This is a genomic window from Xanthomonas sp. 3075, from assembly GCF_014197275.1.
GTDB classification, from domain to species: Bacteria; Pseudomonadota; Gammaproteobacteria; order Xanthomonadales; family Xanthomonadaceae; genus Xanthomonas; species Xanthomonas campestris_B.
The window spans coordinates 231,859-246,758 of sequence record NZ_JACIFI010000004.1; the positions used below are offsets into that span (position 1 = coordinate 231,859).

Consider the following 14,900-nt stretch of genomic DNA (forward strand, 5'->3'; position numbering starts at 1 on the left):
CGAGAGTAGCAGTGCAGGCCGGGTCGTCAACCAAAATCGTAGTCCGGTTGGTATGCATTGAAGCCTGGAGTTCGCTCAATGTCATGCTGCGTACGCACAAAAAATCCAATGAAACTGGCCTGGTTAGGTGGCTTGTTCGGCAAATGAAAGAAATGGTTGACTTGACGTTAATCCGCATGGAGTCTCCGCATTGCTCGGTTTCGGGCATCCTTTGGGAGGAGGAATCGTGCGGTATTTGAAAGTAGTCCAATCATATAGACCAGTAAGCCGTAACATATTGGCGCAGGCGCTGATCGGCGCCCTGGCACTGGCCAGCGCACAGGCAGCCGTGGCCCAGCAGACCGATGCTGCCCCACCGGCGCCGGAACAAGCACCGACCACGCTGGACCAGGTCAAGGTCACCGGCATCCGCAGCTCGATCCAGTCGTCCATCGACAGCAAGCGCGAACAGACGGTGGTGGCTGACGTGCTGTCGGCCGAGGACATCGGCGATCTGCCGGCGCTGTCGATCGGCGAGGCGATCGAGACCATCACCGGAGCGGCCACGCACCGCGAAAAGGGTGGTGCCTCGGAGATTTCCATCCGTGGCTTGGGGCCGTTCCTGGGCTCGGCCACCTTCAACGGGCGCGAGGCCAGCAACGGCAGCGGCGACCGCTCGGTGAACTTCAACCAGTTCCCCTCCGAACTCATCAACACCGTGGCGATCTACAAGACCCAGCGCGCCGACTTCGTCGAAGGCGGCATCGCCGGCACGGTCAACATGCAGACCGTGCGGCCGCTGGAATTCGGCAAGCGCCGCGTGCAACTGGACGGGCGGGCGACCTATGCCGATGGTGACAGCAAGTTGCGCGACGCCGATGGCGTGGGTTGGCGCGGCACCGTCAGCTACCTGGACCAGTTCGACCTGCGCGGAGCAGGCAAGCTGGGGGTCTCGCTCGGCCTGCAGCGGCTGGAGGGCACCAATCCAGAAGAAGTGATGAGCAGCAGCTCTACCTGGACGGCCTGCAACGCCAATGAAGTGGTGGGCGCCAGCCGCAACTGCACCGCCGTGACCCCGGCGCAGGTGCAGGCGGGCACGCCGTACTACCTGGCGCCCGGCAGCCGCGTATACCGCCAGATCAGCGAACACGATCAACGCGACGCGGCCTTCGCTGCGCTGCAATGGCGGCCCTTCGACGGCCTGGATGTGTCGCTGGATTACCAGGACTCGCAGCGCACCGTCACCGAAGACCGCGCCGAGCTCAATTTCTCCGAGACCTTGCGCAACCTCAACAACCGCCAGGTGGGCGACAACGGCGCCTTGCTCGGCCACACCGGCAGCAGCACGGTGGAATCCTCCACCGACTACAAGGTGCGCGACGAGCAGTATCGCGGTGGCGGGCTACGCGTTGAATGGCGTCCGAACGCGGCCTGGATGCTGTCCACTGACTTGTCGTATTCGCGCACCGAGCGCAGCGAGATCGACCGCCTGATGCGGCTGCGCTCCAATGCCACCGACATCAACGGCAACCGCGTGCCCGGGATCAACGGGCAACGCGTGGACTACACCTATACCTATGCCGGCGATGTGCCGGGGATCGTGGTCAATCCCGCCTTCGACCTGAACAACCCGGACAATTTCAGCGCGGCCGCACGCGCGCGCCGCGACGAGTTGCGCCGCGAGCACACCATCCGTGCCTGGCGTTTCGATGGCGCCTTCACCCCGGAAAGCGGGCTGCTCACCTCCATCAAGGGCGGCGTGCGCCTGTCCGAGGCGACCTACCGCGACCTGGACGACCGCGTCGAGCGCAATGTCACCGATCCGGCCACGATCCGCGCCGCCAACCTGGCCTGCCGGCAACCGTTTCCGCAGGAGGATTTCCTCTCCAGCGCCAGCGGCAACACCATCCAGCAGTGGGCCACCTTCGACAGCCGCTGTCTGTTTAGCGCCGTCACCGGCGTGGACGACACCGGCCGCAACGCCGACCCGCGCGGCACCGCCGACGCCGACGTGGAAGAAAAGACCCGCGCGCTGTACGTGATGGGCGAATTCGCCAGCACGCTGTTCGGGCTGCCGGTGGATGGCAACCTGGGCGTGCGCTGGGTGCGCACCGATGTGAGCTCGCTGGGATTGCGCGGCGAACTGGACGTCATCGACAACCCCGACGGCACCATCCAGCTGGTGGAAACCGGACGTTTCGCCGCGCAGACGGTGCGCGCGTCCAACCGCGTGTTCCTGCCCAGTTTCAACGCCAACATCGGCCTCACCGAGCAGACCCAGCTGCGCTTCGGGCTGTACCGGGCCATGGCGCGCCCGGATCTGGTGGCACTGTCTGCCGGGCGCACCTTCATCCTGGAACCGGGGACCGAATTCACTACCGTCGGCGAGGCGATCGGCAGCATCACCGCCACCGGCAACCCGCGCACGCGGCCGCTGCTGTCGTCCAATGCGGACGTGTCGCTGGAGTGGTATCCCAATGCCGACTCCCTGCTCAGCGCTGCGGTGTACTACAAGCAGTTCACCGGTGGCGCGGTGCCCACGGTGGTGGACGAGCGCTTCGTCATCGACGGCACGTCGGTGGTGGTGCCGGTGGTGCAGGACGTCACCACCCGGCAAAAGAGCGATCTCACCGGGCTGGAGCTGACCGGCACCCACCGCTTCTCCTACCTGCCGGCGCCGTTCGACGGCCTGGGCGTCAAGCTGAGCTACAACTACGCCGATTCCAACTACAAGACCCAGGATCTGCGTCTGGGCGACCAGGTCGATCCGGCAACCGGCCTGGTGAGCAGCGGCATCGTCGCGCCGGCCAACATCTTCGGCCTGTCGCGGCACGTGTTCTCCGGCCAGCTGTATTACGCCATCGGCGCGCTCGACCTGCAGGCCATCTACAAGTACCGCTCCGAGTATTTCCAGAAGTTCGTCGGCGCCCCGGCGCAGAACCGCTACGTCCGCGACAGCGGCACCCTGGACCTGCGCGCCAGCTACCGCTTCAATGCGCAGCTGTCGGTGTCACTGGAGGCGTCCAACCTGACCAACGAGCCGCGCATCTCCGACATGCCGGTGCCCGGTAGCTTCCGTGAGTACAACACCTACGGGCGGCGCTATTATTTGGGAGTGCGCTACCGGTTCTAGCGTCGCCCACCGGTACGGCCTCCGTCGCGCCACCTGTCCGGCACCCGCGTGCCGGGCCGATCACCTTGAGGGTTTGAGTCGCCGATGTCCGAAAACCGCCTGTACCACTCCGTTGCCGCCAAGATCCGCGCGCTGATCGACACGGGCGAGTTCCCGGTCGGCTCGCGCCTGCCGGGCGAGCGCGAGTTGGCCGAGCGCTTCGGCGTCAGCCGCGTGACCGTGCGCGAGGCCGAGATCGCGCTGGAGGCGCAGGGCCGCATCGTGATCAAGATCGGCTCGGGCGTGTACGTCAAGCCACGCCTGGCCTCGGACGAGGGCGCATTGCCGGATGTCAGCGCGTTCGAGCTGACCGCCGCGCGCGCGGTGATCGAGGCGGAGGCGGCCGCACTGGCGGCCAGCCATATCACCGATGCGGAGCTGGACGAACTGCGCGGCATGATCCAGGCGCTGTCCGCACCGGGCCTGAGCGATGCGGCCGCTGGCGAATACGACCGCGCGTTTCACTTGGCGATTGCGCGGATCAGCGGCAACCCGGTGGTGGCGCATTGCGTGCAGTTGATCTGGCGCATGCGCAATGAATTGCCGCGCGTGCGCGAGGTGTACGCGCGGGTCTGCCACGACGACGGCGCCACCCGCGTGGACGAGCACACCGCCATCCTGCAGGCCCTGCAGCAACGTGACCCGGTGGCGGCCCGCACGGCGATGCGCAACCACTTCCAGCGCCTGTTCGAATCCATGCTGGAAGCCACCGAGAACGACGCACTGGCGGAAATCCGCCGCCGCACCCAGCAGGACCGTGCGCACTTCATGGCGGCAACGCGCACCTGAGTGCGTGCAATGTTCGGTGAGACGAGACGCGTCGACCGCCAGCGCGACACGTTTTTGTGCCGCTGACGATCGATCCTTCGGAGGACACACACTTCAACGTGAATAACGTGCTGCAGCGGCATGTCGCTGCAGCACGTCCGCCGTCAGGCAGATGGCTCCATCCGCTACGGCACGCGCCTGCAGTGCAGTGGCGTCAGTCCGCCATCACCTTGTCCGGCGTCATCGGCGTGCTGCGGATGCGTTTTCCGGTGGCATGGAAGATCGCATTGCAGATCGCCGCCGAAACACCGACCAGCCCGATTTCGCCCACGCCCTTCGCGCCCAGGCTGCTGACGATGCGGTCGTCCTCGTCGGCAAAGATCACATCGATGTCGTGGATGTCGGCGTTGGCCGAGACGTGGTACATCGCAAAATCGTGATTCATGAAACGGCCGAAACGGTGATCGGACTGGGTATGTTCGTGCAGCGCCTGGCCGATGCCCCAGACCACGCCGCCCACGATCTGGCTGCGTGCGGTGATCGGGTTGAGGATGCGCCCGGCGGCCACCGCGCTGACCACGCGCGTCACCCGCACCGTACCCAGTTCTTCGTCCACGCGCACTTCCACGAACACCGCACCGTGGGTGGCGCGGGTGTATTTGCGTTGCTTGAGCACGTTGGGCAATAGCAGGAACTTGTCTTCGATCTGTTCCAGCTGAGCGGCACGCAGCAGCTCGGTCAAGGCGATGGTGGTGCCGGCATCGGTGCGCAATGCCAGCGTGCCATCGGCGAAGACCACCTCGTCCAGCTTGGCCTTGGTAAAGCACGAATTCGGTAAGGACTGGGCCAGCCGCAGCAGCCGGGCGCGCAGCTTCGCGCAAGCGCCATCCACCGCCGAGCCCACCGTGGTCACATGCGATGAGCCGCCTTCGATCGGTGCAACCGGCAGGGTCGAATCGCCAAGCTGGAAGGTGACCTGTTCCAGCGGCAGGCCCAGCGCTTCGGCTGCGATCATCGCCATCACCGTATAGGTGCCGGTGCCGATGTCGCTGGCGGCGCTGCTCACCACCAGCCGACCGTCGGCATGCAGCACGGCGTGGGCGCGCGCAAACATCTGCATCGCATCCCATTGCCCGCTGGCCATGCCCCAGCCGACCCATTCATTGCCTTCCTTGCGCGCACGCGGTTGCAACGGGCGCTGCGCCCAGCCGAAACGCTCGGCACCTTGCGCGTAGCACGCGCGCAGCGCCTTGGTGGAATAGGGCTTGTCGTCTGCCGGATTGACCTCGGCGTAGTTCTTCAAACGTAGCGCCAGTGGATCCATGCCGAGCGCATAGGACAGCTCGTCCATCGCCACTTCCAGCGCATGCACGCCGTGTGCGGCGCCGGGTGCGCGCATGTCCATGGGGCTGAACTGATCCAGGCGCACCAGGTTGTAGCCCAGATGCACGTTGTCGCAGGCATACAACTGCCCGCTCCAGTTGACGACTACCTCGACGTAATCTTCGATGCGTGAGGTTTCGGCAATGGCTTCGTGCCAGATCGCACGCAAGGTGCCGTCGCGGTCTGCACCGAGCTTGAGCCGCTGCAATGTCTCCGGGCGATGGCCGAAAGTGAACATCTGTTGCCGCGTCAGCACCACCCGCACCGAGCGGTCGAGCAGGATCGAAGCCATCACCGCAAGCGGCAATTGATACTGCGGCCGCAGCCCCGAGCCAAACGCACCGCCGACATACGGATTGCGCACGGTGACCTTGCGTTTGCTCAAACCGAACACGTGCGATACATACCAACGGCTGTTCTGCGAGCCCTGGGTCTTGTCGTAGATGGTGAAGTGACCATCGGCGTTGCGGATCACGGTGGAGGCGAACAACTCCATCGGATTGTGGTGCTCCACACCGCTGTAATACTCGGCCTGGATCTGCACGGCAGCATCGGCGAACGCGGTGTCCGGTTTGCCCTTGTCCTTGGGCGGCGGAGAGAAACCGGCCTTCATGGCCTTGGGCTTGTGCGCACGGTCCAGGTTGGTCATCAGGTTGGTGTCGTGCGGGTCCTGCAACAGTTCCACCTCCACCAGATGCGCCGCATGGCGCGCCGCTTCGAAGGTGTCGGCAACGACCAGGGCAATCGGCTGGCCGCTGTACAGGATCTTGTTGTCGTACAAGGGGCGGAACGGCGAACCGGCAGGTGCGGTCATGTCCTTGTAGAACAGGTCCATGCCGCGCATATGCGGGCGGTTTTCATGGGTGACGATTTCCAGCACGCCGGGCACTGCACGCGCGGCGGCGAGATGGAAGGCGACGATCTCGCCCTTGGCAATGCTGCTGTTGACCACCACGCCATAGGCCAGATCCGGCACCGGCCATTCGGCGGCATAGCGCGCCTGGCCGGTGACCTTGGCACGCCCGTCGATGCGGGTGACGCCGGTGCCGGTGGGGCGATAGCCGGTGCCGCTGTCGGCAACCGGCGGGGTCAGCTCGTTGTCGGGCACATCGGTGCTGCGTGCATTCATGGCGCTTGCTCCAGCGCGCTGGTATGCCCGCGGTTGTCGATGGTGCCCTCGCGGGCAACGCTCAGTGCGCGCACGATGCTGCGGCGTGCCAGCGGAATCTTGAACGCGTTCTTGCCCTGCGGCTGCGCACCTTGCAGCAGCGCATCGGCCAGGATGCCGAAACTGTCTGCGGTGGCCGGCTTGCCCACCAACTGCGCTTCGGCGTGGGGATTACGCCACGGTTTGTGGGCCACGCCGCCCAGTGCGACGCGCACCTCGCGGATGCTGCCGTCGTCGGCCAGATCCAGTGCTGCGGCCACCGACACCAGCGCGAAGGCGTACGACAGACGCTCGCGGATTTTCAGGTAGGCGCTGTGTGCGACGAAGCGCTGCGCATCGGGCAGGTCGATATGCACGATCAGCTCGTCCGGGGCCAAGGTGCTGTCCCGTTCCGGGTGTTCGCCGGGCAGACGATGGAATTGCGCAAACGCGATGTCACGCTCGCCATCGGGGCCCTGCACGTGCACCACCGCGTCCAATGCGGCCAATGCGACGCACATGTCCGATGGATGCGTGGCGATGCACTGCGCGCTGGCGCCGAGAATGGCGTTGTACGTGGTGAGCCCGCCGATGGCCGAGCAGCCGGTACCGGGCGCACGCTTGTTGCACGGGGTGGCGTGGTCGTAGAAATACAGGCAGCGCGTACGCTGCAGCAGATTGCCGCCATTGCTGGCCATATTGCGGATCTGCGGCGAGGCACCGGCCAGAATCGCCGCGCTCAGCAAGGGGTAACGCGTTTCCACGTCCGGGTGATAAGCGGTGTCGGCATTGCGCGCGAGCGCGCCCAGGCGCAGCCCGCCATCGGGCTGGGTGGTGATGCTGTCCAGCGGCAGCCGATTGATATCGACCAGGCGGCTGGGCCGCATCAGCTGCAGCTTCATCAGGTCAGTGAGGTTGGTGCCACCGGCGATCAGGCGCACGGGAGCTTCGACAGGCAGCGGGTGCGGGTCGTTGCCGCGTATCGCCAGTGCGGTGAGCGTCGCATCGACGCTATCGGGGCGCGTATAGCTGAGCGGAATCATGCCGGCACCGTCCCGGGCGTCCACGCTGTGGCGGCGCTCTGGCTGCTGTCGCTGGGCTTGCCCATGACCTGCATCACCGCATCGGTGATCTGCGGGTAGGCGCCGCAGCGGCACAGATTGCCACTCATCAACTCGCGCACCTGGTCGCGGTCGTGTGCCTTGCCTTCGTTGAGCAGGCCCACTGCCGAACACAACTGCCCGGGCGTGCAATAGCCGCACTGGAAGGCGTCTTTTTCGATGAACGCGCGTTGCAAGGGATGCAGCTGGTCGCCGTCGGCCAGGCCTTCGACGGTGGTGATCTCGGCACCGTCCTGCATGACCGCAAGCGTCAGGCAGCTGTTGATCCGGCGTCCATCGACCAGCACGGTGCAGGCGCCGCACTGGCCGTGGTCGCAGCCCTTCTTGGTGCCGGTGAGATCGAGCCGGTCGCGCAATAGATCGAGCAGGCTGACCCAGGCTTCCAGTTGCAGTTTGTATGGCTGAGCGTTGATGCGCAGGGTGACCGGATAGGTCGGCGCAGCGGTAGCGGTTGCCGGCGCCGTGTGATCGGCAGTGGCGGGCGTGGCATTCATGCGAACCCCGTGGCGATGGCTGAGAGGAAGGGCCTCACCTTGACGCGCGTTGGGTCAAGGTGCGGTGTAGGTACGGTGTAGATATAGAGATGCTCGATCGCGCTTGCGCACGCCAATAGCAGTGCTGTGGCGCTCGCTCAGCTGCATCGCGGTGGCGTGCAATGGGCAATGGCTTGCGCAACGCAGCGGCCTGCAGTGCAGGTGCGTGCATTGCGCGTCATCGTGGTGTCACCTGAATTGGCCAGGCTATCGCGCCCAGCGCAAGGGGAGCGCGCACGATGAAAGCCAATGCCACCCGCGCGTGGACGCAGGTGTTCACGCAGCACGGATCCGTGCTGCGCGGTTTCTTCGTGCGCCGCGGCGCCAAGGAGGACGCCGAGGACCTGGTGCAGGAAACCTATCTGCGCCTGTTGCGCGCGCAGCAGGACCAGGGCGAAGGAATCGCCAACCCGGAAGCCTATCTGTACACGGTGGCGCTGAATCTGGCGCGCGAGCAGGCGGCGCGCCGCAAGCAGGCGCCGTTGCAGATCGAAGAGATGGAGCAGTTTTCGCAATTGCTGGCCGCGGCCGAGGATGTGGAGGACGCCGCGCACCGTCAGCAGCGCCAGCAACGTCTGCAGGCCTTGCTGGCCACCTTGCCGGAGCGCACCTGCGCGGTGCTGGTGATGCAGTACCGCGATGGCCTCAGCTACAAGCAGATCGCCGAGCGCATGGGCGTGTCTGCGCATATGGTCAAGAAACATGTGGTACGTGGGTTGTCGGCGTGCAGGCAGGCAGTTGCCGACAGCGGAGACAGCTGGTGAGTACGCGCATCTGGGCCGCCCGCAGCGCCGCCGGCGAGGCCGCGCACTGGCATGCACTGCAGCGCATGCAGGCGCTGGACGCACAGCAGCAAGCCAGCTTCATGCAATGGCTGACCGCATCGCCGCTGCATGTGCGCGAATACATGGCCGTGCTGCGCGTGGCTGGCGAGCTGGGCGATGCGTTGCGTGGCATGGCGCTGGATGTGGATGCCTTGCTCGATGGCGATCGCCGCATGCGTGCGGTTGCAGCCTCGCGCAATGTGATCGCGTTGCCGTTGCCGTTGCGATTGCCGCAACCACAACCACAACAGCCTAGACATGCGGCGCCGCCGGGCCGCAACGATGGCCAGCGCAGTGCGCGTGTACGCGGTTGGAGCCTGGGCCTTGCGGCGGCGCTGTGCGGCGTGGCGGTCTTGACCGGCTGGGCATGGCCGCGCACGCAGACCTATGCCACCGCGCATGGCGAGCAGCGCCGCGTGCAACTGGCCGATCGCAGCGTGGTGCATCTGAATGCGCTCAGCAGCGTGCGCGCGACCATGACGCCGTGGAGCCGCCGCCTGCAATTGCTGCAGGGTCAGGCCAGCTTTGAAGTGGCCCCGGACCGCCGTCGGTTGCAGGTGTATGCGGGCCACCTGCGTGTGGAAGATATCGGCACCACCTTCGATATCGCCTTGTATCGGCAGCAGGCACGCATCGAGGTCACCGAGGGCCGCGTGCACGTGTGGCGCGATGACCGCAAGCAGCAGCCGATGCTGGCGAACCTGGGCGCCGGGCAGAGCGCACGGATCGACGCGGCGTCCGGCCGGGTCGACGTGTCCAACGAGGATGTCGCTGCCATGCACGCGTGGTGGCAGCGGCGCATCGTGTTCCGCGATGCACCGCTGACCACCGTGGCCGAGGATTTCAATCGACTCAATCGCACCCGCCTGCTCATCGACGATGCCGCCGCCGGCGCGTTGCGGCTCACCGGTAACCTGCGCGGCGACGATGTCGCCTCGCTGCGCGCGTTTCTCGACGACCAACCCAACCTGCACGTGGTCGATGCGCCGGGCGTATTGCGCGTGAGCAGCCGGCCGGTGCAGGGCGCCGCTGCGCACTGACGACAGCGGCGGGGGTCTGGTGCGCCGGTCGGTGCCGTGGCTGCCCGGGTGACATACCGGGCACAGGTGCGTACGGCTGGGCGGCGTGGTGCGCACGCCGCGCGCCGGAATCAGCCATGCAGCTCTCAAGACTGGATAGCCGCGCACGCGCCTGCTGATGCGCCCGCATCGCGCCCGCAACGTCGTCCGCTTGCTTACCTGCGCGTGCCACCACTGCGCACGTGTCACAGAAAATTCATCAAAAAACGGTGCCCGATCGTCGCTGTCGTCCCTCGTAGTCCGGGTACAACGCAGCATTCCCACCCGTGGGTGGTGCTGCGCATTGCTTCCTCCCCCTACTGGATTCCACGATGCGCCGTACGTTGGTTCTTTCGATTGCTCTTGCCTTGCATGCCGGTACTGCCGGTGCCCAGACCACGCCCGTGGCAGTGTCGGTCGATGCAATTCCCGCCCAGCCGTTGGCGCGTGCACTCAACGCCTTGTCGCGTCAGACCGGCCTGCAATTCGTGTATGCCGCAGGTGTTGCCGGCAACCCGCAGACCCGCGCCACCAGCGCCGGTCTCGCGCCGGAGCAGGCCTTGCAGCAATTGCTTGCCGGCACCGGCCTGCGTTATCGCTACCTCAACCCGACCACGGTGACCATCGAGACGGCCCAGGACCCGGCTGGTGCGCAGCCTCAGGTGTCCCCGACGTCGGCGGCAGTGGCGAATGCGCCAGCACCGCGCGCAGACGCACCGGTGCAGGAGCTGGACAGCATCCAGGTACTCGGCAGTTATGCCGGTAGCCTCAGCGCTGCGTTGCGCCAGAAGCGCTACGCCGACAGCGTGGTGGATGTGATCGCCGCAGAGGATATCGGCAAGCTGCCGGCGCAGAACGTGGCCGAGGCGCTGCAGCGCGTGCCCGGCGTGTCGATCGTGCGCGACCGCGGCGAAGGCGTGTACGTGCGCGTGCGCGGTCTGGGCCCGAACTTCCAGGTCACCACGCTCAACGGCCAGACCATGGCGGTCAACGAGAACGTGCGCACCTCCGGCCAGACCGGGCGCCAGTTCCGCTACGACACGCTGCCGGCCGAACTGGTCTCCGGCCTGGACGTGATCAAGAGTCCCACCGCCGATCTGGACGAAGGCGCCATCGGTGGCATCGTCAATGTGCGCACGTTCCGCCCGCTGGAACTGGGCAAGACGCTGACCAACGTATCGCTGGAATCGAGCCAGGCCCAGCGCACCCAGGCCAACGATCCGCGCGTTTCCGGCCTGTTCAATTGGGTCAATGCCGAAGGTACCTTCGGCATGCTGATTTCCGGCGCGTATGCGCAACGCAGCTTGCGCCAGGACCGCGTCAACGAGGTGAGCTGGGATTACTACCGCAACGGCGTGCCCGGCGTGCCCGGCGCCACTTACGTGCCGACCGGCCTGCGCCCGACGCTGGAACTGGAAGAGCGCGAACGCACCGGCGTGGCGGCCTCGCTGCAGTGGAAGCCGAGCGCGGCGTGGGAGACCAATCTGGATCTGCTCTACGCCAAGCAGACCGTGCATTACGACGAATACAGCATGGGTGTCGGTTTCGACAGCCTGGCCAAGCTGAGCAATCTGCGCGTGGAAAACGGCGGTATCACCGGCTTCGATTATCGCAACGGCCAGGTGCAGATCTCGCGCGAAACCTCCGGCATCACCGACGACAATCGCAGTGCACGCCTGTCCAGCACCTGGAGCGGCGACCAGTGGACGCTCGGCGCAGTGGCCTTCCACTCGCAGGCGCACAGCTACGATTCGGATCCGATCCGCCGCACGCGCCTGCGCAGCGGCACCAACCTGTCGATGCGTGTGGACATGCCGCAGGCCGATGGCGAGAACGTGCCGGACTGGAGCTTCACCAACGGCTTCGATCCGACCAACCCGGCCACCGTGGCAGGACGCCGGCTGGAATGGCGCGAGATCGATGCACGCGACAAGGAAGACGCACTGCAGTTCGATGCCAAGCGTGCGCTCGACGGCAGCTTCTTCCGCGACTTCAAGGTGGGCGCCAAGTATCGCCAGCGCTCGCGCACCTATGACCGCGCCGACCTGCTGCTCAACAGCATCGCCGGGGTGCGCTTCCCGGCCAGCAACTTCACCGCATTGCCGGTGAGCGACATGCTGGCCGACGCCAACGGCAACATGCCGCGACAGTGGCTGGCGCCGATCGAATCCACGTTCTGGGGTAATTGGCCGACCAGCGCGGATCTGCGCAATACGCCCAACAGCGCGGACTTGCAGAATTCCTATGAGGTGCAGGAGAAGATCGCCTCGGCCTACGCCATGACCAATTTCGGTACCGAGCTGGCCGGCCGCGAGCTGCGCGGCAACCTCGGTGCGCGCGTGGTGCGCACCGAGCAGGCCACCGATGGTCATGCCGACGTCAACGGCACGGCGCAGCCGGTGCATTTCGAGCGCAGCTACACCAACGTGCTGCCCTCGTTCAACGCGGCCTGGGATGTGCGCGATGACATGGTGCTGCGGACCTCCGCAGCGAAGGTCATCACACGCCCGGACCTCACCGATCTGTCGTCCAAGCTCACCTTCAATTCCAGCGGCGAAATCCTCACCGCCAGCGGCGGCAATCCCGCGCTGCAGCCGTTCGAAGCATGGCAGTACGACCTGACCTTCGAGTGGTATATCGATGGCACCTCGGCGCTGACCGGCGGGGTGTTCTACAAGGATATTTCCAGCTTCATCCAGACCCAGATGTCCAACCTGGTCTACGAAGGCCAGACCTATCTGCTGTCGTCCAAGACCAACGGCAGCAAGGCGATGGTGCAGGGCGCGGAGGTGGCCTACCAGCAGGTGTTTACCGGTTTGCCGTCGCCGCTGGATGGCCTGGGCATGCAGCTCAACTACACCTGGACCGACAGCAAGGCGACCTACCACGACGGCAACAGCAGCTTCACCGACAGCCTTGAAGGCGTGGCCAAGAATACCTACAACGCCGTGCTGTTCTACGAGAAGGGCCCGCTGATGGCGCGCGTCAGTTACAGCTGGAGCGACGACATTCTCAATGCCGTCGGCACCGCCAATGTGGCCACGCTCAACAGCGACAAGTTCGGCAGCCTGGATGCCAACGTGGCCTACAAGGTCAACGACACGCTGTCGGTGTTCGTCAACGCGATCAACCTCACCGGCGAAGTGCAACGCCAGTTCGTCGGCGATCACCTGTTCGGTGGCTATACCGATTACGGCCGTACCTGGTCGGTGGGGCTGCGCGCGCGCTTTTGAGAGTAGCTGAGACCACCTGGCGAGCGGTTGTCAGGTGGGTACGGACGGCGCGCTCAGAATCTGAGTGGAGGAGTGGTACACGCCGCTCCAGCATCGGCCACGCCCGCCTGACAACTGTGCAGTTGAGTAGATCGCCGCTCCACTTTTCTGGCTGCAGCCAATGCCGCTACCGGGCGTCTGTCTGCAAGGTGCCATCTGCAATGGCGACAGCGCCCGCGATGGCGCTGTTGCCAACTGCACGTTGCGACGTATCGCGTCGTGCAGTGCATGCACCACGTTTTGAGACCATCTTCATGTCATCACTCAGTCGTATCTGTTTCGCATGTGTTGTTTCTATCATTGCCGTCGTTGCCTCGTTGCAAGCAGCCGATGCCGCTACAGCGCCGGAGACACTTGAAAAAGTCGTGGTTCTCAAACGCCACGGCGTGCGTGCAGCGATGTCCAGCCCGGAACAATTGGGTCGCTACTCCTTGCGCACCTGGCCGCGCTTCGATGTGCCGGCCGGGCACCTGACCGCGAACGGTGCACGCCTGGAAGCGCTGTTCGGCAGTTATTACCGCGCCCGTTACGCACCGCTCGGCCTGTTCGATGGCGATGGTTGCGACAAGGTGTATTACTGGGCCAACCGTACCCAGCGCACCATCGCCTCGGCACAGGCGCTGGCAAGCACGCTCACGCCGGGGTGCACGAACACGGTGCACCACGTTGCCGATGGCGCGTCCGACCCGCTGTTCGATGGCGCGCCGGCATTGCGCCAACCCGCCGCCGTCGACTTGATGCGCGCGGCCATCGCCGGCCGCGTCGGCGGCGATGTCGCGGCCTGGAATGCGGCGCAACACGATGCGATCGACACCCTGCAGCAACTGCTGTTGCAGTGCGCGCAACGGCCGTGCCCGGCGCAGGCCGGTGCCGGCAAGCAGCGTCTGGATGCAGTGCCCGCACGCATGGGCGATGCACATGACGGCATCGCCGGAGTCGAAGGCCCGGCATCGGCCGCATCGGGCATCAGCGAGAGCCTGCTGATGGGCTGGGCCGACGGCCAGGACTTTGCCGCACTGGGTTGGCAAGGCCTGGACGAAGCCAGCCTGCTGCGCGCGTTCGCACCGCACCAGGCCGAGTTCGCATTGCGCCTGCGTGCGCCGACGGTGGCGCGGATGGCCAGTTCGCCATTGGCGGCGCGGTTGTTGGCAACCTTGCAGCAAGGCAGCGACACCAACCGCAGTGCAAACGCCAATGCAGCGCACGCCACGCCAATCGGTGGGGGTGCACGGCTGGTGGTGCTGTCCGGTCACGACGGCACGCTGACCTTGCTGGCCGGCATGCTCGATCTGCATTGGCAGCTGCCGGGGTATCAGCCCGACCAGACCGTACCCGGTGGTGCGCTGGTGTTCGAGCGCTGGCGGCGTGCCGACGGGCAACGCGTGATCCGCTTGCGCTACACCGCGCAGACCCTGGCGCAACTGCGCGAACGCCGCACGCTGACACTGCAGGCGCCACCGCCATCCTCGCCGGTGTTCATTCCCGGCTGCAGCAATGCCACGCCGGAGTACGACTGCCCGCTACCGACCTTGGCGACAGTGATCGATGCGGCGATCGACCCGCATTACCTGAGCGAATGACGCTGCGCGCGCCGGCCGATGGCCGGCGCACGTGGTCGCATCGGCGTCGTGGACGCCGCTTTT

Annotated in this window: 9 protein-coding genes; 6 read left to right on the forward strand and 3 right to left on the reverse strand. The window is 65.7% G+C overall.

Translation table 11 applies throughout. The features are described 5' to 3' along the window. The first annotated feature begins 277 nt into the window (after positions 1–277). Both GGR62_RS06005 and GGR62_RS06010 read left to right on the forward strand, forming a co-directional pair. Positions 278–3,112 carry a TonB-dependent receptor gene (locus tag GGR62_RS06005; protein WP_260305545.1) on the forward strand — a complete coding sequence of 945 codons (2,835 nt, stop codon included), beginning with the start codon at positions 278–280 and terminating at the stop codon, positions 3,110–3,112. A gap of 84 nt (positions 3,113–3,196) precedes the next feature. Continuing rightward, the gene (locus GGR62_RS06010; RefSeq protein ID WP_184407004.1) at positions 3,197–3,940 is read left to right on the forward strand and encodes an FCD domain-containing protein; all 744 of its coding nucleotides are present in this window, start codon (positions 3,197–3,199) and stop codon (positions 3,938–3,940) included. A gap of 193 nt (positions 3,941–4,133) precedes the next feature. Here GGR62_RS06010 and GGR62_RS06015 read toward each other — a convergent pair whose 3' ends face one another. Genes GGR62_RS06015 through GGR62_RS06025 form a run of 3 tightly spaced genes read right to left on the reverse strand, consistent with a single transcriptional unit; the run spans position 4,134 to position 8,064 of the window. Continuing rightward, positions 4,134–6,431 (reverse strand): xanthine dehydrogenase family protein molybdopterin-binding subunit, encoded by a 2,298-nt coding sequence (locus GGR62_RS06015; RefSeq protein WP_184407005.1) that lies wholly within the window; start codon positions 6,429–6,431, stop codon positions 4,134–4,136. Continuing rightward, positions 6,428–7,516: a xanthine dehydrogenase family protein subunit M gene (locus GGR62_RS06020; RefSeq protein ID WP_184407006.1), complete on the reverse strand. Its 1,089-nt coding sequence runs from the start codon at positions 7,514–7,516 to the stop codon at positions 6,428–6,430. Before GGR62_RS06020 ends, GGR62_RS06015 begins: the two co-directional genes overlap by 4 nt. Next, positions 7,489–8,064 carry a 2Fe-2S iron-sulfur cluster-binding protein gene (locus GGR62_RS06025; protein ID WP_184407007.1) on the reverse strand — a complete coding sequence of 192 codons (576 nt, stop codon included), beginning with the start codon at positions 8,062–8,064 and terminating at the stop codon, positions 7,489–7,491. Before GGR62_RS06025 ends, GGR62_RS06020 begins: the two co-directional genes overlap by 28 nt. A 278-nt stretch (positions 8,065–8,342) precedes the next feature. Between GGR62_RS06025 and GGR62_RS06030 the strand changes: the two genes are divergently transcribed. The 4 genes from GGR62_RS06030 (at position 8,343) to GGR62_RS06045 (ending at position 14,837) form a co-directional block, all read left to right on the forward strand. Further along, positions 8,343–8,867, forward strand: coding sequence for an RNA polymerase sigma factor (locus tag GGR62_RS06030; protein WP_184407008.1), 525 nt, complete (start codon positions 8,343–8,345; stop codon positions 8,865–8,867). Further along, complete coding sequence (locus GGR62_RS06035) at positions 8,864–9,967, forward strand: FecR domain-containing protein (RefSeq protein WP_326520240.1); 1,104 nt, start codon at positions 8,864–8,866, stop codon at positions 9,965–9,967. Before GGR62_RS06030 ends, GGR62_RS06035 begins: the two co-directional genes overlap by 4 nt. A gap of 350 nt (positions 9,968–10,317) precedes the next feature. Continuing rightward, positions 10,318–13,218, forward strand: a complete 2,901-nt coding sequence (locus GGR62_RS06040; RefSeq protein ID WP_184407009.1) for a TonB-dependent receptor — start codon at positions 10,318–10,320, stop codon at positions 13,216–13,218. Positions 13,219–13,511: 293 nt separating this feature from the next. Continuing rightward, complete coding sequence (locus GGR62_RS06045; protein WP_260286818.1) at positions 13,512–14,837, forward strand: histidine-type phosphatase; 1,326 nt, start codon at positions 13,512–13,514, stop codon at positions 14,835–14,837. Positions 14,838–14,900 lie beyond the last annotated feature (63 nt).

Bases quoted from the DNA above. Each gene is read 5' to 3' on its own strand.
- GGR62_RS06010 (WP_184407004.1), top strand. From the start codon at position 3,197: ATGTCCGAAAACCGCCTGTACCACTCCGTTGCCGCCAAGATCCGCGCG.
- GGR62_RS06015 (WP_184407005.1), bottom strand. From the start codon at position 6,431: ATGAATGCACGCAGCACCGATGTGCCCGACAACGAGCTGACCCCGCCG.
- GGR62_RS06025 (WP_184407007.1), bottom strand. From the start codon at position 8,064: ATGAATGCCACGCCCGCCACTGCCGATCACACGGCGCCGGCAACCGCT.
- GGR62_RS06030 (WP_184407008.1), top strand. From the start codon at position 8,343: ATGAAAGCCAATGCCACCCGCGCGTGGACGCAGGTGTTCACGCAGCAC.
- GGR62_RS06040 (WP_184407009.1), top strand. From the start codon at position 10,318: ATGCGCCGTACGTTGGTTCTTTCGATTGCTCTTGCCTTGCATGCCGGT.
- GGR62_RS06045 (WP_260286818.1), top strand. From the start codon at position 13,512: ATGTCATCACTCAGTCGTATCTGTTTCGCATGTGTTGTTTCTATCATT.